The organism is Bacteroides sp. AF29-11, assembly GCF_003602895.1.
Lineage (GTDB): Bacteria > Bacteroidota > Bacteroidia > Bacteroidales > Bacteroidaceae > Bacteroides > Bacteroides uniformis.
Map to the genome: position 1 here is coordinate 171,265 of NZ_QTLY01000009.1, position 21,694 is coordinate 192,958.

The following is a 21,694-nucleotide window of genomic DNA, read 5'->3' on the forward strand; positions in this document are numbered from 1 at the left end:
TTTTATAAATTATACTTAGACAATAACTTCAAGATACGCAGGATTTCCGCCGTATTCATGGCAAATGACACCGCCCCTCTTCCAACAAACGGAGGATTACCATCGAAGAGTTCGGGCAATGCGCCAATACAGTGGGAAGTCATTTCATCTTCCATACCGATGAGGTATCTCTCTACAAACGACACGCCACTCACTTTATAGATACGCAGATATGCTTCCATGTAGAAACCCATCAGCCACGGCCATGCCGTACCTTGATGATAGGCATAGTCTCTTTGAATCTGAGGACCTACATAATTCGGATTGTATCCGCCACTCTTGGGGCTCAGTGTACGCAAGCCCTTCGGAGTCAACAGTTCTTTCGTCACAATATCGAGTACCTGTTTCTTCTGGGCCCTATCCAACGGAGAATAGTCAAAGGCAACGGTAAATATCATGTTGGGACGTACGCTCCAGTCCATCATATAACCATCCACATAGTCAAACAGATAGCCATACTCATTGCGGAAGATGTCTACGAAAGACTTTCCGGTGATTTCTGCCTGAGCGTCCAGTGTATCGGCAAGAATTTCATTGCCCCCCTCCCGAACCATATCGGCTACAAAACGCAGGGCATTGTACCACAGTGCATTCACTTCTACAATGTAGCCCGTACGCGGAATAACCGGGCGGCCATTGGCGGTAGAGTTCATCCAGGTAACCGCTTTCTCGGTGCCATTGGTATACAACAGTCCGTTTTCGTGCAGGAAGAGATTGTCATGCCTGCGTTCACGGATATAGTCAACAATCTCCTCGAGAAGATTACCGTACATCTGCCGGCAATTTTCACGCGAAGTCTCCTTGGCATACTGCTGTAAAGCCCAGACAGCCCACAGCAGCACATCCGGATGCTCCATCTCGTATATCTTATAGGAGGAAGGTTCTCCATTGATAAACTCACGGATAGCCTTTTCGGCTGTTTTCATCACGTCTTCAAATTCATCTTGCTCGCCTAAGGCCAAAGTAAGACCCGGCAGGGAGATGAACAAGTCACGGGCACGACACTTGAACCAGGGATAGCCTGCAAGCACATAATGCTCCTCGCCCTGCTTGTTGTGGAACTGGTGCGCCGAGTTTTTCAGACAGTGGTAGAAACTGTCACGCGGAGTGCGGTCGGCCACCTCGGACTCAAAAGTCTGCTTCAGCTTGCGGGGAGAAATCTCGGAGATACCGGCGGAGAAGACAACGCTTTCCCCTTTCTTTATATCCACTTCAAAATATCCCGGCACATAAAGGTCTTCGTTGAAGTCATATCCGCGTTCCTGTTCTTTGGGATACTCGATACCACGATACCAGTCAGGCTGGAAGTGGAACTCATTCTTTTTGTTGAGCTGCATGAACAACTCCGGATAACCGGGATACATGCAGGTTTTAATGCCATTCTCTACCAACTGGTAGTCGCGGCTTGCCTGCGCATTTTCGTGCGTGTACTCGCGCACACTGCGGAATGCCAGGAAAGGGCGGAAACGAAGTGTGGTTGCCGAATGGGCATCGACCAAGGTATAACGAATCAGAATCCGATTTTCATGGTGTACGAAAATCTTTTCCTTACGAAGGATGACGCCTCCTACACGATAGGTAGTTGTGGGGATATTTTCACAGTCAAACTCTCGGATATACTTGTGCCCGTTAGGACTGAAGTGGTTTCCTTGATACTTATGCAACCCCAGGTTGAACTCCGCACCGTGCTGAATTACAGTTTCATCCAAAGAAGACAGCAGCACATGGTTTTCATCATCGAGGTTGGGGACCGGTATCACCAACAGACCGTGATATTTGCGTGTGTTACAATCTACAATTGTTGTACAATGATAGGCTCCCGACCTATTCGTCCGCAATATCTCCCTTGGCAAAGATTCTTGCAGATTAATCATCAGGGTCTTGTCAAATCGTAAATAACTCATAGTTGTGCATTATTTAAAGGTTAATTATTTCGGTATATGCGCTACAAGCCATGTAGCGATGCCCAAAAATACGAATTAAAGCTTATAGGCAAAATAAAAAGTCAGTTTTTTTTCGGTTTTCGTCAAATATTCCGTAGTATTGTACAAAAATAGCAATCACTGTACGAAATATGAAGCATGATATACGCAGAATGGCATTGGCGGCGGTTATACCCCTATTCCTGCTATTCATTTTATACATTTTAAAGTTTTTGGAGACAGGCATGGATTGGAACTTCACACGACTGGGAGTATATCCGATGGAACAGCGGGGCGTGTTCGGAATTTTCGCACATCCACTGGTACACAGCAGTTTCAAGCATCTGTTCGCCAATACGATTCCACTCTTTTTCCTGATGTGGTGTCTGTTCTATTTCTACCGGCATATAGCCCCCTACATCTTCTTTGCCATTTGGATAGGATGCGGTGCGCTTACCTTTCTTATAGGGAAACCGGGATGGCATATCGGAGCCAGCGGCATCATATACGGACTGGCTTTCTTTCTGTTCTTCAGCGGCATTCTGCGCAAACATGTACCGCTTATCGCCATTTCACTGTTGATAACGTTCCTATATGGCGGCCTGGTATGGAATATGTTCCCACAATTTGCCAAAGCCACCACTTCCTGGGAAGGACACCTTAGCGGAGCCATAGCAGGCACGCTATGCGCCATAGGCTTTATGGGATACGGTCCCCAACGGCCCGATCCGTTTGCCGGAGAGGAAGACGAGGAGGAAGACGAAGATGAGGAAAACAATGAGGATGAGGACGATAAGAAGGAAGAGGAGAAGGATGAGGATTCGTCTACAAGGATTGAATAGCACGTTTAAGAAACAATAAAAAAAACAAAAAGAGGGGCAAAGAGTTTACAGTACACCTTGATAATATCTACTTTTGTTTCAAAACAAGAAGAAAAAGCATTATGAATACAATGTTTGATACATTACTGCAACTGCCACTCTTTCAAGGACTCGCACAAGAAGACTTTACCAATATCCTGGGGAAAGTCAAGCTGAGCTTTACAAAGCATAAAGCCGGCGAAGTTATCGTGAAAGCCGGTGACACATGCAGTCAACTGATATTCGTATTGAAAGGTGAAATCTCCTCATGTACTTCATCTGCGAATACATCATACAGCTTCACGGAATATTTTCAGGCACCTTACGTCATCGAGCCACAATCTCTGTTCGGGATGAGCACCTCCTACGTCTCAGCCTATACCGCCCAAACCGAGACCCACACAGTGAGCATCAGCAAGGCTTTCGTCATGAGCGAATTGTTCAAATATGACATATTCCGCCTGAATTACATGAATATCATCAGCAACCGCGCCCAAAGCCTGAACAGCCGTCTTTGGGCAGAAAGCACCGACAACCTTGAGAAACGTATCGGCAACTTTATCCTGACACATATCGAACGTCCGTCAGGCAGGAAAATACTGAAAATAAAAATGGAAGAATTGGCTCAGGTGGTCAATGATACCCGTATGGGAGTATCGAGAGCGTTGAACAGCATGCAGGAGAAAGGCCTGCTCGAACTGCACAGAGGCGAGATGATGATTCCCGACGCAAAAAAGCTATTATAGGCCACCTGAACCGGAATTTCCTACAACACCTTGTCTATCGCTTTCTTTATCAAGGCTTCCATCACTTTATACCCTTCCAGAGTGGGGTGTACCCCATCCCGGGTATACGAGAAGTTCAAAGCCTTATTGTCGCCTTCCACCATCTCACTGTAATAGTCGACATAAGGAATCTTGTTTTCCTGGGCATACTTCCGGATTCTGGCATTCAGCTGCATTATCTTTTGCGGAGCATCCTTCACCGAAGGATTCCAGCCAAAGGCAGCGGCAGGCAACACAGACGTCAAAATCACCTTTATCTTATTGGCCCGTGCCAGCTCTACCATAGACACTATATTTCCAAAAGTGTATTCTTCATTATAAGCGCCTGCATTTTCCGCAATGTCATTGGTACCTGCATTTATCACGACCAGCGCCGGAGCAAGCTTGATGACATCTTCGCGAAAACGGAGCAGGAAATGGGAAGAAGTCTGCCCGCCTATACCACGGCCCACATAACCGTTGTCTTCAAAGAAAGCGGCATCGTTTGCCACCCATCCTTCCGTGATGGAGTTGCCCATAAAAACCACCCGGTCCTTCTGTTTTCCCTTCCGTACCAGTTCCTTGTTTGCCTCTGCATAGCGTTTCAAATTTCCCCAGTCCTGCTTCTGTGCGTCAGAGGCTACCCAGGGGATGCACAAAAAGACAGCAATCATACATAAAAGTTTCATTGTTCTATTCTTTGTTGTTTTGTTATAAAAAAAACAGCCCCACCGTTTTTAAGGTGAGGCTATCATTATCATTGGTCAATCTCACTCCCACTCGATAGTCGCATTGGGTTTCGGAGACATATCATAACAAACGCGATTGACGGTTTTCACTTCCTTGAGAATACGGTCGGTAATCTTCATTAGGATGGGCCAGTCCACCGGCTCGATGGTTGCGGTCATGGCGTCCACCGTATTGACGGCACGGATAATGACGGGCCAGTCGAACGAACGTGCATTGTCGCGTACACCCACAGATTTGAAATCGGGCACCACAGTGAAATACTGCCATACCTTCTTATCCAGGCCTGCCAGTTGGAATTCCTCACGCAGAATGGCATCCGACTCGCGTACAGCCTCCAAGCGGTCGCGGGTAATGGCTCCCAGACAACGCACTCCCAATCCGGGACCGGGGAACGGCTGACGGTAAACCATCTCGTACGGCAATCCAAGCTCTACACCGCATGCACGCACCTCGTCCTTGAACAGTTGGCGCAACGGCTCCACCAATTCAAACTGCAAATCCTCGGGCAGACCGCCCACGTTGTGATGGGACTTCACCATCTTGGCTGTCTTTGTGCCACTCTCTACAATATCGGGATAGATGGTACCTTGTCCCAGGAAGTCGATGCCGTCCAATTTACGAGCTTCTTCCTCAAAGACGCGGATAAACTCGCCGCCGATAATCTTGCGCTTCCGTTCGGGGTCGGCAACGTTTTCCAACTTGGAGAGGAAACGGTCTGTGGCATCCACATATATCAAGTTAGCTTTCAGCTCCTTGCCAAAGATTTCCACCACGGCTTCCGATTCGCCCTTACGCATCAGCCCGTGGTTCACGTGTACGCAAACCAGCTTGTCGCCGATGGCTTTCAGCAGCAAAGCGGCCACTACGGAGCTATCCACACCACCGGACAGTGCCAGCAGCACCTTACGGTCACCCACCTGACGACGTATCAACTCCACCTGGTCGTTGACGAAATTCGTCATGTTCCAGTTCGCCTCAGCCTTGCAAGTATCGAATACGAAAGATTTCACAGCCTCCTTGATGGCTTCCACATCATCCGTAAACTGCGGCAGCTTCACTTCGCACAGCGCCTTGTCGTGTCCGGCAGCCATTACGGGGAATCCCGCTTCGTAAATCTCGGGCAACACGTCGATGGACACCCCGTCAACCACATTGTTGGGGCCGCCGTTGATGATGATGCCTTTCACATTCGGCAAGGCCTTCAGTTCGGCGGCAGTAATGTCGTGCGGGTAGATTTCGCTATATACTCCCAACGCACGAATCGCCCGGGCAAGCACTGTGTTCTCATGGCTTCCCAAATCCAGAATCACAATCATATCCTGCTTCATTCTTCTATATTGTTTTTAAGTTAATAATTTCAGTCGGTCTTATTCCCATTCTATTGTGCTGGGTGGTTTTGAAGAGATGTCATAGGTCACGCGGTTCACACCTTTCACCTTATTTATAATGTCGTTGGACACCTTACCCAGGAATTCGTAGGGCAGATGCGCCCAGTCGGCTGTCATGGCATCGGTGGAAGTAACGGCACGCAAGGCCACTGCACGTTCATAGGTGCGTTCGTCACCCATCACGCCCACACTCTGTACGGGCAGAAGAATGACGCCCGCCTGCCAGACCTGATGGTAGAGCGATGTCTCGTTGCCGTCGGCATCCTGCACTTTCCAGTCACGCAAGCCCTGAATGAAAATATCGTCGGCTTCCTGCAAAGTATGCACCTTCTCCGGTGTTATATCCCCCAGGATGCGGACAGCCAGTCCCGGACCGGGGAAAGGATGACGGGTAATCAAATGTTCGGGCATTCCCAATTCGCGTCCCACGCGGCGTACTTCGTCCTTGAACAGCCACTGCAACGGTTCGCACAGACGGAGGTTCATCTCCTCGGGCAGACCGCCCACGTTGTGATGGCTCTTGATGGTCTTGCCCGTAATGTTCAGGCTCTCGATGCGGTCGGGATAAATGGTGCCTTGTGCCAACCAACGGGCATCGGTTATCTTGTGCGCTTCGGCATCGAAGACCTCGATAAAATCGCGGCCGATGATTTTACGCTTTTGCTCAGGCTCGGTCACTCCCTCCAAATCCTTGAAGAACTTCTCGCTGGCATCCACGCCAATCACGTTCAGTCCCAGGCATTCGTAGTCGTGCATCACATTCTTGAACTCATTCTTGCGAAGCAGTCCGTGGTCCACAAAGATACAGGTCAAGTTCTTGCCGATGGCACGATGCAGCAACACGGCGGCTACCGAAGAATCCACACCGCCACTCAGTCCCAGGATAACTCGGTCGTTGCCAAGCTGCTCCTTCAGTTCGGCCACAGTAGTATCTACAAACGATGCGGCGCTCCAGCTCTGGCTGCAACCGCATACGTCCACCACGAAGTTGCGCAGCATCTGCGTACCGTCCTCGCTATGAAATACTTCCGGATGGAACTGCACTCCCCACATCTCCTCGCCGGACACCTGGTAAGCGGCAATCGCCACCTTGTCCGTAGAAGCTATAGTCTTGAAGTTATCGGGAATGGCGGTAATCGTGTCTCCGTGGCTCATCCACACCTGGCTATTTTCCCTTACCCCCTTGAAAAGGACGTTCTCCGAATCGAAGGAACCGAGATGGGCACGTCCGTACTCGCGGGTACCGGCGGGTTCCACCCGTCCACCGTTGCTGTAGGAGATAAACTGCGCACCGTAGCAGATACCCAGAATGGGGTATTTTCCACGAATCCCGCTCAAATCTACCTTGAATGCACTCTTATCATAAACAGAAAAGGGGCTACCCGAAAGGATAACTCCTTTTACACTCTCATCTCCGTGTGGAAATTTGTTGTAAGGTACAATCTCGCAATAGACATTCAGTTCGCGCAGCCGGCGGCCGATGAGCTGCGTGGTTTGCGAACCGAAATCAAGAATAATAATCTTCTCTTGCATATAAATCCGTATAGACTTTAATAAATGATTTGCAAAAGTAGAAAAAGTAAAGGAATTATCAGGGATAATGTGACAGAAAAACGTTTTTTTTCAAAAAACAGCTTTAAATTCAGGCTAGAACTATCCACAAGGATACTAAAAGCTATTCTTACCACAACCGTGCTGTTTTCTTACCACAGCTATGCAACTTGCTTACCACAGCAATGTTATTTTCTTACCACAGCTGTGGTAAGATTACTGCTTAGTATAAAAAGGGACAGTTTCCGGCGGTACCGGGGAGAGTTAAATGCATTAGGGGATGTATCAAAAGCCATGAACGCTTTCATCATGTTATAATATTAGGCGCGGATTACGCGGAATAACGCGGATTCAGTAAAATAAATCCGTGAAATCCACGTAATCCGCGCCTAAAAAAAGCGTCAAGAGGGTTTTGACATCCCCTATGAAGTTCCGCTTCGATATTACTTTTCTTTCAGCAAATCACGGATTTCGGTCAGCAGCACCTCTTCCTTGCTCGGGGTAGGGGGAGCCGGAGGAGCGGCAGGCGCCTCTTCTTTCTTCTTTTCAGTCAGCTTGGTCAACAACTTTATGAACATGAAGATAGAGAATGCTATAATCAGGAAGTCGAAGGTGACCTGCAAGAAATTACCGTAATTCAGGGTCACGGCAGCAATTTCTTTTCCGTCCACCATTTCGGCAGGTTTCAGCACCCACTTCAAGTCTGTAAAGTTGACACCGCCCACCAGTAGCCCGATAGGAGGCATAATCACATCTGCCACGATGGAAGAGACAATTTTTCCAAACGCACCGCCGATAATCACACCGACAGCCATGTCTATCACGTTGCCTTTCATGGCAAAAGCCTTAAATTCCTGTAAAAATGAACTTTTTCCCATCTTTTCAATTATTTAATTATGATTTTGGCTACGAATATAAAAACATTTTCTTACTTTTGCACCGCAATTCGATAAAGAAATGCAATTTATAGGCGAAAGTTTATTTTTAAACATTATAAAACCCTTAAAAGTTTAAACAAAATGATTAAAGTAGGTATTAATGGATTCGGACGTATCGGACGTTTCGTATTCCGCGCTGCAATGAAGAGAAACGATATTCAGATCGTAGGTATCAACGACCTTTGCCCGGTAGATTACTTGGCTTACATGCTGAAGTATGACACTATGCACGGCCAGTTCGACGGTACTATCGAAGCTGATGTTGAAAACAGCAAATTGATCGTTAACGGTCAGGCTATCCGCATCACTGCAGAAAGAAACCCGGCTGACTTGAAATGGAACGAAGTAGAAGCTGAATACGTTGTTGAGTCTACTGGCTTGTTCCTGAGCAAGGACAAAGCTCAAGCTCACATCGAAGCTGGCGCAAAATATGTTGTAATGTCTGCTCCTTCTAAGGACGACACTCCGATGTTCGTTTGCGGTGTTAACGAAAAGACTTACGTTAAGGGTACTCAATTCGTATCTAACGCTTCTTGTACTACCAACTGCTTGGCTCCTATCGCTAAGGTATTGAACGACAAATGGGGTATCACTGACGGTTTGATGACTACTGTTCACTCTACAACTGCTACTCAGAAGACAGTTGACGGTCCTTCTATGAAAGACTGGAGAGGTGGTCGTGCTGCTTCTGGCAACATTATCCCGTCTTCTACCGGTGCTGCTAAGGCTGTAGGTAAAGTTATCCCGGCATTGAACGGCAAACTGACTGGTATGTCTATGCGTGTTCCGACTTTGGACGTATCTGTAGTTGACTTGACAGTTAACTTGGCTAAACCTGCTACTTACGCTGAAATCTGCGCTGCCATGAAGGAAGCTTCTGAAGGCGAATTGAAGGGTGTTCTGGGTTACACTGAAGATGCAGTTGTTTCTTCTGACTTCTTGGGTGACACTCGCACTTCTATCTTCGACGCTAAGGCTGGTATCGCTTTGACTGATACTTTCGTTAAGGTTGTATCTTGGTATGATAACGAAATCGGTTATTCTAACAAGGTTCTTGACTTGATTGCTCACATGGCATCAGTTAACTGCTAATATACAGTTAGAAAATAATAAAAAATAGGTGACTTCTGCAGAAGTCGCCTATTTTTTTTGCAATTTTGCAGCTAGTTCGTTTTTTATCAGACCCTTTAAACATGATGAAGATTATACTAACTCTAATATTGCTTTGCTTTATGAACACTATATCGTCTCAAAATCCTTTTTTTGAAACATACTCCACGCTGCACGGCACTGTCCCGTTCGACAAAATCAAGACCGGAGACTATGTACCCGCCGTCCGCGAAGGCATCCGCCGCCAGAATGCGGAAATAGATGCCATCATCCGCAATCCGGAAGTCCCGACATTTGCCAACACTGTGCTGGCCTATGAGAAGTCCGGCGAAATGCTCCACCGTGTCGGTACCGTATTCGGCAATCTGCTCAGCGCAGAAACGAACGATGACCTGCAGGAACTGGCCAAGGAAATCATGCCGATGATGAGCGAGCATGAAAACAACATCAGCCTGAACGAAGAGCTGTTTGCACGCATCAAAGCGGTTTACGAGCAGCAAGACAAAGAGACGCTGAACCCGGAACAGCACAAGCTGCTGGAAGATATTTACAATGGTTTTGTACGCAACGGCGCCAACCTCCAGGGAGAAGCCAAGGAGAAATACCGGGCTTTATGCAAAGAGCTCAGCCTGCTGACGCTGCAGTTCAGTGAAAACAACCTGAAAGAAACGAACGACTACAAGCTTGTCATCACCGACAAGTCACAACTGGCCGGGCTACCCGAGAGCGCGGTAGAAGCCGCTGCAGAGACAGCCGGGGAAAAAGGCGTCGAAGGCTGGGTATTCACCTTGCAGGCTCCCAGCTATGGCCCTTTCCTGACCTATGCAGACAGCCGTGACCTGCGCCGTGAGCTGTATATGGCCTACAATACGAAGTGTACGCATGACAACGCCAGCAATAATCTGGAAATCGTAAAGAAACTGGCCAATGTCCGTATGGAGATTGCCCAACTCCTAGGCTATGACAACTTCGCCGAATACAACCTCCAGGAGCGCATGGCACAAAACAGTGAGTCCGTGTATAAGCTGCTGGACCAACTGCTGGAGGCTTACACGCCCACCGCCAAACAAGAATATGCAGAAGTGCAAGCCCTGGCACGCCAAGCGGAAGGAGAAGACTTCGTCCTGATGCCGTGGGACTGGGCGTACTATTCCCATAAACTGAAAGACCGGAAGTTCAATATCGACGATGAGCTGCTCCGCCCTTACTTTGAGCTGAACAACGTGAAGCAAGGCGTATTCGGCCTGGCAACCAGGCTGTATGGCATCACCTTCAAGAAGAATCCGGATATTCCCATTTATCATAAGGATGTGGATGCCTACGAAGTCTTCGACAAAGACGGGAAATTCCTTGCCGTGTTCTATACCGACTTTCACCCCAGAGCAGGCAAGCGCTCGGGAGCCTGGATGACCAGCTACAAGGAACAGTGGATTGACGAAAAGACCGGCGAGAACAGCCGTCCCCACATATCCATTGTGATGAACTTCACCAAACCGACACAAGACAAGCCTGCCCTGCTGACCTTCGGCGAGGTAGAAACCTTCCTGCACGAATTCGGACACAGCCTGCATGGTATGTTCGCCAATTCCACCTACGGAAGCCTGAGCGGGACCAATGTGTACTGGGACTTTGTGGAACTCCCCTCCCAATTCATGGAGAACTTTGCCATCGAAAAGGAATTCCTGCATACGTTTGCCCGCCATTACCAGACCGGAGAACTGATACCGGACGAGCTGGTACAGCGCATTGTGGATTCCTCCAACTTCAACGCGGCATACGCCTGCCTACGCCAGGTGAGCTTCGGCCTGCTCGATATGGCCTGGTACACACGTAACACCCCGTTTGAAGGTGACGTGAAAGCCTATGAAAAGAAGGCTTGGGAAAAAGCACAGATTCTGCCTTCTGTGGCAGAAACCTGCATGAGCACACAATTCTCCCATATCTTTGCCGGAGGATATTCTGCCGGATATTACAGTTATAAATGGGCAGAGGTGCTGGATGCAGATGCTTTCTCGCTATTCAAGCAGACGGGCATCTTCAACCCGGAGACTGCCGCCTCCTTCCGAGAGAATATCCTTTCCAAAGGCGGAACGGAACATCCGATGACGCTCTATAAACGCTTCCGCGGACAAGAGCCTACAATCGACGCATTATTAATCAGAAATGGAATAAAGAAATGAAGAGACTTATAAGGAACATCTTTTGCATGTTGCTCATGTTTTCGCTGCTCCCCCTGCTAAGCGGCTGCGACAACGAGGACGATGTTATCGGAATATTCACCGGGAAGACATGGAAGCTCAGCCGACTCACCAATAAGGACAGCAATGCCCAATTCTATCCAAACCTTTGGAACAACAATGAGGAAGAGATGAAGAAGAGCCTGGACAAGCTATATAATCAGAAAAACACCTTCACCCTCAATTTTGAAGGTACCGAACTGGATGGAGAACTGATGGGCACCACCGTCAACGGAAAAGGCATCAACTCAAGCGTCAACGGCACTTGGAAAGCCGACGGAGCTTCAGGCTCGCTCAGCATCAGTGTGAAGGTTACGGGGGCTGCAGAAAGCGATGCACTGGCCAAGGCATTCATCTCCGGATTGCAAAACGTGTACAAGTATGAAGGGGATGCCAATTCACTGACCCTCTATTTTAAAGACGGACCGACAACCAGAGTCATGGGATTCACCCCGCAACGATAAAGCATAAATATGATGGACGATTCTACAAAAGACAAACAAGAAGCATTGGATAGGCGTTATATACGTATGGCAAGCATTTGGGCCGAAAATTCGTATTGCCAACGCCGCCAGGTCGGTGCACTGATTGTAAAAGACAAGATGATTATCTCTGACGGCTACAACGGTACCCCTTCCGGTTTTGAGAATGTGTGCGAAGATGAGAATAACGTCACCAAACCATACGTGCTCCATGCCGAAGCAAACGCCATTACCAAAATAGCCCGTTCAAACAACAGCAGTAACGGTGCCACCATGTACGTCACTGCCTCCCCCTGCATAGAATGCTCCAAACTGATTATCCAGGCAGGCATCAAACGGGTAGTCTACTCCGAGAAATACCGCCTGGAAGATGGTATCGAACTTTTGAAACGGGCAGGCATCGAGGTAGTGTTTATTTCAATGGATAATGAAAAGTTGAAAATGGAAAGTTGAAAGTTGCATGCGCAGCCAAATAGTAAATTGTAAATAGTCTAATAGTAAATAAACATCATGAGTACAAAAAATACTTCCCGCTTTATGCCGCTCATCATCGCAATCAGCGTAGTCGCGGGAATCCTTATCGGAACGTTTTATGCCAGGCATTTTGCCGGTAATAAACTGGGAATCATCAATAGCTCGTCCAACAAGCTGAATGCCTTGCTGCGTGTTATTGACGACCAGTATGTGGATACCGTCAACATGACCGATTTGGTAGAGAAAGCCATGCCGCAGATATTGGCAGAACTCGACCCCCACTCCACCTACATCCCCGCACAGAAACTGGAGGAGGTTAATTCCGAACTTGAAGGCAGCTTCAGCGGTATAGGCATCCAGTTCACCATTCAAGAAGATACGATACACGTAAACAGCGTGATTCCCGGTGGACCGTCCGAGAAAGTGGGCCTGATGGCAGGCGACCGCATTGTGATGGTCAACGACAGTCTTTTTGCAGGCAAAGGCCTGACAAACGAAAAGGCCATGCGCAACCTGAAAGGTCCGAAAGGAAGCCAAGTGAAGTTAGGCGTCAAGCGTGCCACGGAAAAGGAGTTGCTCGACTTCACCATCACACGCGGTGACATCCCACAAAACACCATTGATGCAGCCTATATGCTCGACGATGACTACGGATATATACAAATCAGCAAATTCGGACGTACCACACACGTGGAGCTGCTGAATGCGATTGCCCAACTGAGCCACGAGAAGTGCAAAGGCCTGATTATCGACCTGCGCGACAATACCGGAGGATACATGGAAGCCGCCACACGCATGGTGAACGAATTCCTGCCGGAAGGGAAGTTGATTGTATATACCCACGGCCGCAAATATCCCCGCATGGAGGAATATGCCAACGGTACCGGCAGTTGCCAGAAGCTGCCGCTAGTGGTATTGGTAAACGAGAGTTCCGCTTCGGCCAGCGAAATCTTTGCGGGCGCCATTCAGGACAATGACCGCGGAACCATTGTAGGACGCCGTTCCTTCGGCAAGGGACTCGTACAGCAACCCATCGACTTCAGTGACGGTTCCGCCATCCGCCTGACCATTGCCCGTTATTACACCCCATCGGGCCGTTGCATCCAGCGCCCCTACGAGAACGGCAAGGACAGCAAATACGAAATGGACTGGATTACCCGTTACGAACACGGCGAGTTCTTCTCCAAAGACAGCATCAAACTGGACGAAAACCTGCGTTACTCTACCGGTTTGGGCAGACCCGTATACGGCGGCGGTGGCATTATGCCGGACGTATTCGTTCCGCAAGACACAACCGGAGTATCTTCTTACCTGATAGAAGTAAGCAACAAGGGACTGATTCTGCAATTCAGCTTCCAGTATACCGACCGCAACCGTGCGAAATTGAGTGAATACGACAATGAAGAAGATTTGTTGAAGTACCTTCGCCACCAAGGTATCGTGGAGCAGTTTGTACGTTTTGCAGACTCCAAGGGAGTAAAGCGGCGCAACCTGCTTATCCACAAGTCCTACAAGCTACTGGAAAGAAGTCTTTACGGCAACATTATCTATAACATACTGGGAAGGGAGCAATACATCCGCTACATCAACCAGAGCGATGCTACCGTCAAGAAGGCATTGGATATTCTGGAACGTGGCGAGGCATTCCCAAAAGCCCCGGAAGCGACACCAATCATAGAGGATACAAAAGATGATGGAAAGGAAAAAAGAACTGCGCAGGCAGGTAGCTTTGTTGAAGACCCGACACAGCTCTTCCACTACGCGTCAGTCTGCTGAAATACTTGCCGCCCTCGAGGCACATCCTGCTTTCAGGGCGGCAACCACCGTACTGCTTTACCACTCTCTCAAAGACGAAGTGGACACACACGAATTTATCCGGAAGTGGAGCCGCGAAAAGCGGATACTGCTTCCGGTAGTTGTAGGTGACGACCTGGAACTGCGGCTGTACACCGGACCCGAAGACTTGAAACCTGGCGCATACGGCATCGAAGAACCAACCGGCGAGCTATTTACCGACTATGCAGACATAGACTTCATAGTGGTTCCCGGCGTGGCATTCGACCGTAACGGCAACCGCCTGGGGCGCGGTAAAGGTTACTACGACCGACTTCTGCCCCGCATCCCATCAGCCTACAAAGCCGGCATCTGCTTCCCGTTTCAACTCGTAGAAGAAGTTCCTGCGGAACCGTTTGATATACGCATGGATGAAATCATTACGCAATGAAAACTAATTATCATACACACACCACACGCTGCATGCATGCCACCGGAGATGACGAAGACTATGTGCTCAGTGCCATCAAAGGCGGTTACCGGATACTCGGGTTTTCAGACCATACTCCCTGGAAATACCGTACTGACTACGTAGCCGACATGCGGATGCTCCCCGAGGAGCTCCCCGGCTACGTGGAGAGTCTCAAGACGCTCCGTGAGAAATACCACGACCGGATAGACATCAGAATAGGACTTGAATGTGAATACTTCCCCCAATATATCCATTGGCTGAAAGAGCAAACCAAGAAGTACCAACTGGACTATATCATCTTCGGAAACCATCACTACCACACCGATGAAAAGTTCCCCTACTTCGGCCATCATACAGACAGCCGCGACATGCTCGAACTTTACGAAGAGAGCGCCATCGAAGGTATGGAAAGCGGATTATTCTCCTGCCTTGCCCATCCGGACTTGTTCATGCGCTCCTATCCGAAGTTCGACCACCATTGCACTACCATCAGCCGGCACATCTGCCGTACTGCTGCACGCCTGAATGTCCCGTTGGAATACAATATAGGCTATGTAGCCTACAATGAAGCGCACGGCTTATCCACCTACCCGTGCCCGGAGTTCTGGCGAATCGCTGCCAATGAAGGCTGTACAGCTATCATCGGACTGGATGCGCATGACAACAAGGATTTGGAAACTCCGATGTATTATGACCGGGCAGTCCGGGAATTAAAGGAACTGAAGATTGAAAGAATAGATGAGCTGAGGATGCTCATCTGAATATGATATTCGTTATGACCTGGGCCCCCACATGACGATTCAAGTTGCGCACCAGCAACTCGCGCCCCATCATCAGTTCCTGGCGCAAAGCAGCAGAAGTGAGGTGCACATAAAGCACCTGGTTCTTTATATAAAGTTCACGGGTGTAGGAGGCAATGGTAGGCCCCAGCACTTCGGGCCACGCACTGATAAGCCGCCGTTCATTCAGCGGAGACTCCAGACTTTCCTGCCTGAGGTAATGACGGATAAGTTCACCTATCTGTTCGGCATTATTGCGCTTCATGCCTCTTCCTCCTTCATTTCGGCAACCGTTCCCTGCTCCACACGGAACATCTTATAATCACTGCCCACTTTATGCAGAATACGGTCCAGGTGTTCGCGGTTGGTATCGGTTATAAAAATCTGTCCAAAACTGTCGCCTGCCACCAACTTGATGATTTGCTCCACACGCGAGGCATCCAGCTTGTCAAAGATATCGTCCAACAACAACAAGGGAACAGTGGTCCCGGTACGTTTCAGGAAATCAAACTGTGCCAGCTTCAACGCTACCAGATAAGTCTTGTTCTGTCCCTGCGACCCTTCACGCTTGATGGGGAAATCTCCCAAAAGCATATTCAGCTCGTCCTTGTGCACACCGCGCAACGAATAGCCCATAATCTGGTCGCGAGCACGGCTTTCCTTCAGCACTTCCAGCAAAGAGGCATCGCGGGCATGAGAGTCATAGCTTAATCCCACCTTCTCCCTATCTTGCGAAATGAATGAATAGAAAGACTGGAAAATAGGAATAAACTCACGGATAAAGGCCTCACGTTTGCGGAACACCACTTCACCGGCTTGTGCCATCATCTCCTCCCAGACCAGAAAGAGCTCTTCCTCCACCGGCTGTTCACTCTTCAGTAAGGTATTCCGCTGCACCAAAGCTTTATTGTATCGTATCAAAGCATCCAGATACTCTTTGTCGTACTGCGAGATAACCACATCCATAAAACGTCGGCGTTCATCACTGCCTCCTGCTATCAACTCCGAATCGGCAGGCGAGACCATGACCAAAGGCAGGAAGCCGATATGGTCCGACAAACGCGTATACTCCTTCTTGTTTCGCTTGAACTGTTTCTTCTGGCGCCTCTTCATACCACAGTAGATTTCCTCAGGAGTCCCATCGGCAGCCTCATAAAACCCTTGAATAACAAAGAAGTCGGCATCATGGCGGATATTCTGGGAATCAATGGGATTACCGGCACTTTTACAGAAAGACAAAAAATACACCGCATCCAGCAGGTTCGTTTTCCCCATGCCGTTCTGTCCGAAAAAGCAGTTTAACTTGGGCGAGAATGAAAGCTCCACCTGCTCCAAGTTCTTATAATTGAGTATAGATATACGTTTCAGTATCATTATAGTAACGATGAGTTCGGTTACAAAGATAATGCAAAACCGAAAGCAGTACAAAATAAGCCTGCTTATTTTTAATACAGAGGTGAAGCCCGGCTTATTGAAAAGTAGAAATAATTTCGGTGTTTTCTGATACAAAACAAAAAAAGATGCCGCTAAATTTCGTTGATAGCTATAAAAAACTTACTTTTGCGGGTCGAAATAGATAAATAAGAATAATAACAAAAAGATTATATAAAAATGGCAGAACAAAAAAAGACGAATGAAGCCTTAAACGTGGAGGATGCACTGACACAATCGGAGGCCTTTTTCATTAAGAACAAAAAAGCAATCATCGGCGCTGTAGTAGCAGTAATCATCATCATTGCCGGTGTAGTGATGTACAAGAACCTTTATGCAGACCCCCGTGAAGAAAAAGCACAAGCTGCCTTATTCAAAGGGCAAGAATACTTCGAAGCAGACGCTTATGCACAAGCACTGAACGGTGATAGCATCGGTTTTGCCGGATTTGTAAAAGTGGCAGACGAATACAGCGGCACAAAAGCAGCCAATCTTGCAAAAGCCTATATGGGTCTCTGCTATGCACACCTCGGTAAATATGACGAAGCAGTGAAAGCATTGGACAGCTTTGACGGAGACGACCAAATGGTAGCTCCTGCCATGAAAGGTGCTATGGGTAACTGCTATGCGCAGCTCGGCCAACTGGACAAAGCCGCTTCCATGCTGCTGAAAGCCGCCAACGAAGCCGACAACAACTCCCTCAGCCCCATCTACCTGCTGCAAGCTGGAGAAATCCTGGTAAAGCAAGGTAAGTATGACGATGCAATCCAGGCGTATACCACTATCAAGGATAAATACTTCCGTTCATACCAGGCAATGGATATCGATAAGTATATCGAACAAGCCAAACTATTGAAGAAGTAATATACCTTATTATAAAAATATCTCAGGCACGGATTACACGGAAAACACGGAAAGACACAATAGCCGTGAATCCGTGTAGTCCGTGCCTCTTTTATCTCTCCTCTCCCTTTAATTTTCAATTATTAATTCTTAATTCCTTATTTATGGCAACAGCTTATCACAATCTTTCAGACTACGATTTCAGTTCTGTACCCAGCGCGGAAAAAATGAAATTCGGCATCGTTGTATCTGAGTGGAATTATAATATTACCGGCGCTCTCCTAAAAGGTGCCATAGACACCTTAAAAAAACATGGAGCCAAAGATGAAAATATTCTGGTAAAAACAGTACCCGGCAGTTTTGAACTGACTTTCGGCGCCAACCAACTTATCGAATACAGCGAAGTCGATGCAGTTATTGCAATTGGTTGTGTAGTCAGAGGAGATACTCCACATTTTGACTATGTTTGCATGGGTGCTACCCAAGGAATTACCCAATTAAACGCAAGTGGCGATGTACCAGTAATTTACGGATTAATTACTACCAATACTATGGAGCAAGCAGAAGACCGCGCCGGTGGCAAGCTGGGTAATAAAGGAGACGAATGTGCAATTACTGCAATAAAAATGATAGATTTTGCTTGGAGTTTACAAAAATAGTCGTATCTTTGCACCGCAATTGAGAAACAAACCTACTCAATGAGAGAATTGAGATAGAATCTTAAGTGCAAAAGGGCAAATACCAGAGTGGCCAAATGGGGCAGACTGTAAATCTGCTGGCTTACGCCTTCGGTGGTTCGAATCCATCTTTGCCCACAAAAAATTGCGGAAGTAGCTCAGTTGATAGAGCATTAGCCTTCCAAGCTGAGGGTCGCGGGTTTGAGCCCCGTCTTCCGCTCTTCTGAAAATCAGATAGTTATCGCAAGATTTCTATCTGATTTTTGTTTTTAGAGAATGCTGAATTTAGTGTGGTTTAACCGAGTGAGTTAAACCAGGAAGTCAACCGAATGACGCAAAGCACAAATTCATGGTTATTTAAATAAGATATTTCTGAGAATATCATCTAACCACGGCTCTTTCATCTTTTCCACAAAAACATCATTCTTTAGTTGAAAAGCCTTTTTGTAAACACTCTGCATTTTCAAATTATAGCGCACCGTATCATAGCGGACTACTGACTGGTAAAATCCGGTATCAACAGCGACAATTTCATTTTCTATTCTCAATGTATCCTCAACTGTATCGGAAACTCTTCCAGTCTCCATCTGTGCGAATGAAATACAGCTGCCTCCGATTAGAGCCAATAATGTTACCAATATTTTATTCATAGGCTACCGTTTTCTACAAAGATACAATATTCAAAGAACAAACATCTCTTTTACAAGAAAAATCCCACTATACCATAAACGCTTATAAGGCAACGCACACATTTGTATATCAAAGTTCAGTTTTAGTTAATAAAATTATGTAAGTTTGTAAACGAATAAAAAGCTCTCCTCCAATGAACAACATCATTCATAAAATCAGGCAGATTTATCCGGTTTCCGAAGAAGCTCTTCAGGCATTGCTGATGAATATGCAGGTAAGACACTATCCTAAAGGAACTTATATAGTACAAGCAGGAGTGACAGACCGTTTGGTTTATTTCATTGAGGAAGGGGTCACCCGTTCCGTATTTCATCACGACGGACAAGATACCACCACTTGGTTCAGCCAGGAAGGTGATGTAACCTTCGGAATGGATTCACTGTACTATCAGCAGCCGTCAGTAGAAAGCATTGAAACTCTTTCGGACTGCAAAATCTACGTCATCCACATAGACAAGTTAAATGCTCTCTACGAAACATATATTGATATAGCCAACTGGGGCAGAATACTGCATCAGAACGTAAACAAGGAGCTCAGTCATATGTTTGTGGAAAGGCTCCAACTGCCTCCCAAAGAGCGGTATGAACAATTTAACCGCCGTTACCCCGGACTGATAAATCGGGTGAAGCTAAAATATGTGGCAGCCTTCCTGGGTATTTCCATCTATACTCTCAGCCGGGTACGCGCAAAAAAATAGAAGATTGCCGTTCTTTTTTGCTTTTAAGCAAAAGAACTTCGCTTCGCATGGCGTATCTTTGACATCCGAAAACATTAACCAAACAACAGAAAAAAACAGATGTCGCACATTTCATCTTCTGCCTTTTCAGACACCAAAGCACATTATGACCTTCTCGACGGCCTCCGTGGCGTAGCAGCCTTGATGGTTATATGGTATCATATATTCGAAGGCTATGCTTTTGCCGGTGGTGGCATTATCGAAACCTTCAACCACGGCTATTTAGCTGTAGATTTCTTCTTTATACTATCGGGATTCGTTATCGGGTATGCTTATGACGACCGTTGGGGCAGGAGTCTCACAATGAAAAACTTCTTTAAACGGCGCCTGATACGTCTCCATCCGATGGTCATTATGGGAGCCGTCCTGGGTGCCATTACCTTCTGTCTTCAAGGATGCGTACAATGGGACGGAACACATATTGCCTTCTCCATGATTATGCTGTCCCTTCTTTGCACTATATTTTTTATTCCCGCAATGCCAGGTGCAGGTTATGAAGTCCGTGGTAATGGCGAAATGTTTCCTTTGAATGGTCCATGCTGGTCCTTGTTCTTTGAATATATAGGCAACATCCTTTATGCCTTGTTTATCCGCCGCTTATCAAACAAAGCCCTCGCCGTACTGACAATATTGCTGGGAGTGGCATTGGCATCATTCGCCATTTTCGATGTCTCCGGATACGGAAATATGGGAGTAGGCTGGACACTGGACGGAATAAACTTTGGCGGCGGATTGCTGAGGATGCTTTTTCCTTTCTCCATGGGCATGCTTTTGTCGCGCAACTTCAAGCCTATCAAGGTGAAAGGTGCTTTCTGGATATGTACCATTGCATTGGTTGCCTTGTTTTCAGTGCCCTACTTGGAAGGTGCAACACCGGTCTGTACAAATGGCATTTATGAAGCGTTCTGTGTAATCATCGCTTTTCCGGTTCTCGTCTGGTTAGGAGCTTCCGGTACCACAACGGATAAAAAATCGACCCAGATATGCAAGTTCCTGGGAGATATATCCTATCCAGTCTATGTGATACATTATCCATTTATGTACTTGTTCTATGCATGGCTCATCAAGAACCAGCTCTTCACGTTGGAGCAGACTTGGCAGGTTGCCTTGTGTGTTTACGCATGGAACATATTATTGGCTTATCTATGCTTGAAATTCTATGATGAACCGGTACGGAAATATCTGGCCAGACGCTTCTTGAGCAAAAAACAATAAACAGTCCGTCACGGAGATTATGCTGATTCGCACAGATACAAATTCCCGATATAAATTCAATCTGCGCAAATCAGTATGATCTTTGTGGCGAACTGTTATTCCAGATAAAGCGGTTCCACTACTTCCATCACATTCTCATGGAACCACTCATCCAATTTTGCCTCTACCTTATCCTTTATCTGTGGAGTGATGTATTTCTTCATTTTCTTATAAGCATAGATTGCAGCAAATCCCTTCCCTACCATAAAGACTTGTCCCAAGAGGTCTTCTATACCGGCAGGAAACACAATGGCCACCAAAGCAATCATGATATTTGTCCTTTCACTCTCTGGAGTAGAATCAGCAGTCAGGACATAATAAGCTGTCAGTACGGGACGACCAGCTGCCCGACTACCTTTCTTTATATACTCCTCTACTTTAAGACGAATCTCGTCCATAGAAAAATTCATTTTCATATTCATAATCTCCTCTTTTTATTTATTAGACGCAGAAAGATGAAGTTTGGTTGCAAAAATCTGCAAATAACATAAAAATAGTTCTGTGGAACAATCACAGCCCCACAG

Annotated in this window: 22 protein-coding genes and 2 tRNA genes; 15 read left to right on the forward strand and 9 right to left on the reverse strand. The window is 47.1% G+C overall.

The features are described 5' to 3' along the window. Positions 1-2: 2 nt before the first annotated feature. Complete coding sequence (locus DWZ03_RS16305) at positions 3-1,943, reverse strand: glycogen debranching enzyme N-terminal domain-containing protein (protein ID WP_057282030.1); 1,941 nt, start codon at positions 1,941-1,943, stop codon at positions 3-5. A gap of 170 nt (positions 1,944-2,113) precedes the next feature. On the opposite strand from DWZ03_RS16305, the gene DWZ03_RS16310 reads away from it, so the two are divergent. Together DWZ03_RS16310 and DWZ03_RS16315 are read left to right on the forward strand one after the other, a co-directional pair. Continuing rightward, a complete protein-coding gene (locus DWZ03_RS16310; RefSeq protein WP_057088355.1) occupies positions 2,114-2,803 on the forward strand; it encodes a rhomboid family intramembrane serine protease in 690 nt (229 codons plus the stop codon). Between the two features lie 101 nt (positions 2,804-2,904). Then, positions 2,905-3,567, forward strand: coding sequence for a Crp/Fnr family transcriptional regulator (locus DWZ03_RS16315; RefSeq protein WP_057088357.1), 663 nt, complete (start codon positions 2,905-2,907; stop codon positions 3,565-3,567). A 20-nt stretch (positions 3,568-3,587) separates the two neighbouring features. On the opposite strand, the gene DWZ03_RS16320 is transcribed toward DWZ03_RS16315, so the two are convergent. From DWZ03_RS16320 to mscL, 4 genes are all read right to left on the reverse strand, one after another. Further along, entirely contained in the window at positions 3,588-4,274 is a 687-nt protein-coding gene (locus DWZ03_RS16320; RefSeq protein WP_117749670.1) for an SGNH/GDSL hydrolase family protein, read from the reverse strand. 81 nt (positions 4,275-4,355) lie between these two features. Further along, a complete protein-coding gene (gene guaA, locus DWZ03_RS16325; protein ID WP_117749669.1) occupies positions 4,356-5,663 on the reverse strand; it encodes a glutamine-hydrolyzing GMP synthase in 1,308 nt (435 codons plus the stop codon). A 39-nt stretch (positions 5,664-5,702) separates the two neighbouring features. After that, positions 5,703-7,256 (reverse strand): glutamine-hydrolyzing GMP synthase, encoded by a 1,554-nt coding sequence (gene guaA / locus DWZ03_RS16330; RefSeq protein ID WP_117749668.1) that lies wholly within the window; start codon positions 7,254-7,256, stop codon positions 5,703-5,705. Positions 7,257-7,717: 461 nt separating this feature from the next. After that, positions 7,718-8,152, reverse strand: a complete 435-nt coding sequence (mscL, locus tag DWZ03_RS16340; RefSeq protein WP_016272618.1) for a large-conductance mechanosensitive channel protein MscL — start codon at positions 8,150-8,152, stop codon at positions 7,718-7,720. Positions 8,153-8,293: 141 nt separating this feature from the next. On the opposite strand from mscL, the gene gap reads away from it, so the two are divergent. The 7 genes from gap to DWZ03_RS16375 all read left to right on the forward strand — a co-directional run bounded on the left by gap (position 8,294) and on the right by DWZ03_RS16375 (position 15,521). Next, complete coding sequence (gap, locus tag DWZ03_RS16345; RefSeq protein ID WP_005835458.1) at positions 8,294-9,304, forward strand: type I glyceraldehyde-3-phosphate dehydrogenase; 1,011 nt, start codon at positions 8,294-8,296, stop codon at positions 9,302-9,304. Positions 9,305-9,444: 140 nt separating this feature from the next. Beyond that, positions 9,445-11,502, forward strand: a complete 2,058-nt coding sequence (locus tag DWZ03_RS16350) for a M3 family metallopeptidase (RefSeq protein ID WP_117749667.1) — start codon at positions 9,445-9,447, stop codon at positions 11,500-11,502. After that, positions 11,499-12,023, forward strand: a complete 525-nt coding sequence (locus DWZ03_RS16355) for a DUF4847 family protein (protein WP_117749666.1) — start codon at positions 11,499-11,501, stop codon at positions 12,021-12,023. The genes DWZ03_RS16350 and DWZ03_RS16355 overlap by 4 nt, the downstream gene beginning before the upstream one ends. 12 nt (positions 12,024-12,035) lie before the next feature. Next, positions 12,036-12,494 (forward strand): deoxycytidylate deaminase, encoded by a 459-nt coding sequence (locus DWZ03_RS16360; RefSeq protein ID WP_005835453.1) that lies wholly within the window; start codon positions 12,036-12,038, stop codon positions 12,492-12,494. A 57-nt stretch (positions 12,495-12,551) separates the two neighbouring features. Continuing rightward, the gene (locus tag DWZ03_RS16365; protein WP_008666099.1) at positions 12,552-14,291 is read left to right on the forward strand and encodes a S41 family peptidase; all 1,740 of its coding nucleotides are present in this window, start codon (positions 12,552-12,554) and stop codon (positions 14,289-14,291) included. Continuing rightward, positions 14,209-14,739, forward strand: coding sequence for a 5-formyltetrahydrofolate cyclo-ligase (locus DWZ03_RS16370; protein WP_057088372.1), 531 nt, complete (start codon positions 14,209-14,211; stop codon positions 14,737-14,739). Before DWZ03_RS16365 ends, DWZ03_RS16370 begins: the two co-directional genes overlap by 83 nt. Then, on the forward strand, positions 14,736-15,521 hold the full coding sequence (locus tag DWZ03_RS16375) for a histidinol-phosphatase (protein WP_005835445.1): 786 nt from the start codon (positions 14,736-14,738) through the stop codon (positions 15,519-15,521). Before DWZ03_RS16370 ends, DWZ03_RS16375 begins: the two co-directional genes overlap by 4 nt. Here DWZ03_RS16375 and DWZ03_RS16380 read toward each other — a convergent pair. Together DWZ03_RS16380 and recF are read right to left on the reverse strand one after the other, a co-directional pair. Next, a complete protein-coding gene (locus tag DWZ03_RS16380; RefSeq protein ID WP_005823615.1) occupies positions 15,514-15,804 on the reverse strand; it encodes a DUF721 domain-containing protein in 291 nt (96 codons plus the stop codon). The genes DWZ03_RS16375 and DWZ03_RS16380 overlap by 8 nt on opposite strands. After that, complete coding sequence (gene recF, locus DWZ03_RS16385) at positions 15,801-16,913, reverse strand: DNA replication/repair protein RecF (RefSeq protein ID WP_117749665.1); 1,113 nt, start codon at positions 16,911-16,913, stop codon at positions 15,801-15,803. Before recF ends, DWZ03_RS16380 begins: the two co-directional genes overlap by 4 nt. A gap of 237 nt (positions 16,914-17,150) precedes the next feature. Here recF and DWZ03_RS16390 point away from each other — a divergent pair, with 237 nt between their 5' ends. The 4 genes from DWZ03_RS16390 (at position 17,151) to DWZ03_RS16405 (ending at position 18,710) form a co-directional block, all read left to right on the forward strand. Beyond that, positions 17,151-17,834 (forward strand): tetratricopeptide repeat protein, encoded by a 684-nt coding sequence (locus DWZ03_RS16390; RefSeq protein WP_057282025.1) that lies wholly within the window; start codon positions 17,151-17,153, stop codon positions 17,832-17,834. 143 nt (positions 17,835-17,977) lie between these two features. Beyond that, positions 17,978-18,472 (forward strand): 6,7-dimethyl-8-ribityllumazine synthase, encoded by a 495-nt coding sequence (gene ribH / locus DWZ03_RS16395; protein WP_005823623.1) that lies wholly within the window; start codon positions 17,978-17,980, stop codon positions 18,470-18,472. A 73-nt stretch (positions 18,473-18,545) separates the two neighbouring features. Then, positions 18,546-18,628, forward strand: a tRNA-Tyr gene (locus tag DWZ03_RS16400). A 9-nt stretch (positions 18,629-18,637) separates the two neighbouring features. Next, positions 18,638-18,710, forward strand: a tRNA-Gly gene (locus DWZ03_RS16405). Between the two features lie 133 nt (positions 18,711-18,843). On the opposite strand, the gene DWZ03_RS16410 is transcribed toward DWZ03_RS16405, so the two are convergent. Beyond that, complete coding sequence (locus tag DWZ03_RS16410; RefSeq protein WP_057282023.1) at positions 18,844-19,140, reverse strand: hypothetical protein; 297 nt, start codon at positions 19,138-19,140, stop codon at positions 18,844-18,846. Between the two features lie 173 nt (positions 19,141-19,313). Between DWZ03_RS16410 and DWZ03_RS16415 the strand changes: the two genes are divergently transcribed. Further along, positions 19,314-19,877, forward strand: a complete 564-nt coding sequence (locus tag DWZ03_RS16415; RefSeq protein ID WP_120130407.1) for a Crp/Fnr family transcriptional regulator — start codon at positions 19,314-19,316, stop codon at positions 19,875-19,877. A gap of 99 nt (positions 19,878-19,976) precedes the next feature. Beyond that, positions 19,977-21,131, forward strand: coding sequence for an acyltransferase family protein (locus tag DWZ03_RS16420; protein ID WP_120130408.1), 1,155 nt, complete (start codon positions 19,977-19,979; stop codon positions 21,129-21,131). 95 nt (positions 21,132-21,226) lie between these two features. Here the strand turns inward: DWZ03_RS16420 and DWZ03_RS16425 are convergent, their stop codons facing one another. Beyond that, positions 21,227-21,592: a hypothetical protein gene (locus DWZ03_RS16425; protein WP_005823632.1), complete on the reverse strand. Its 366-nt coding sequence runs from the start codon at positions 21,590-21,592 to the stop codon at positions 21,227-21,229. Positions 21,593-21,694: the final 102 nt, after the last annotated feature.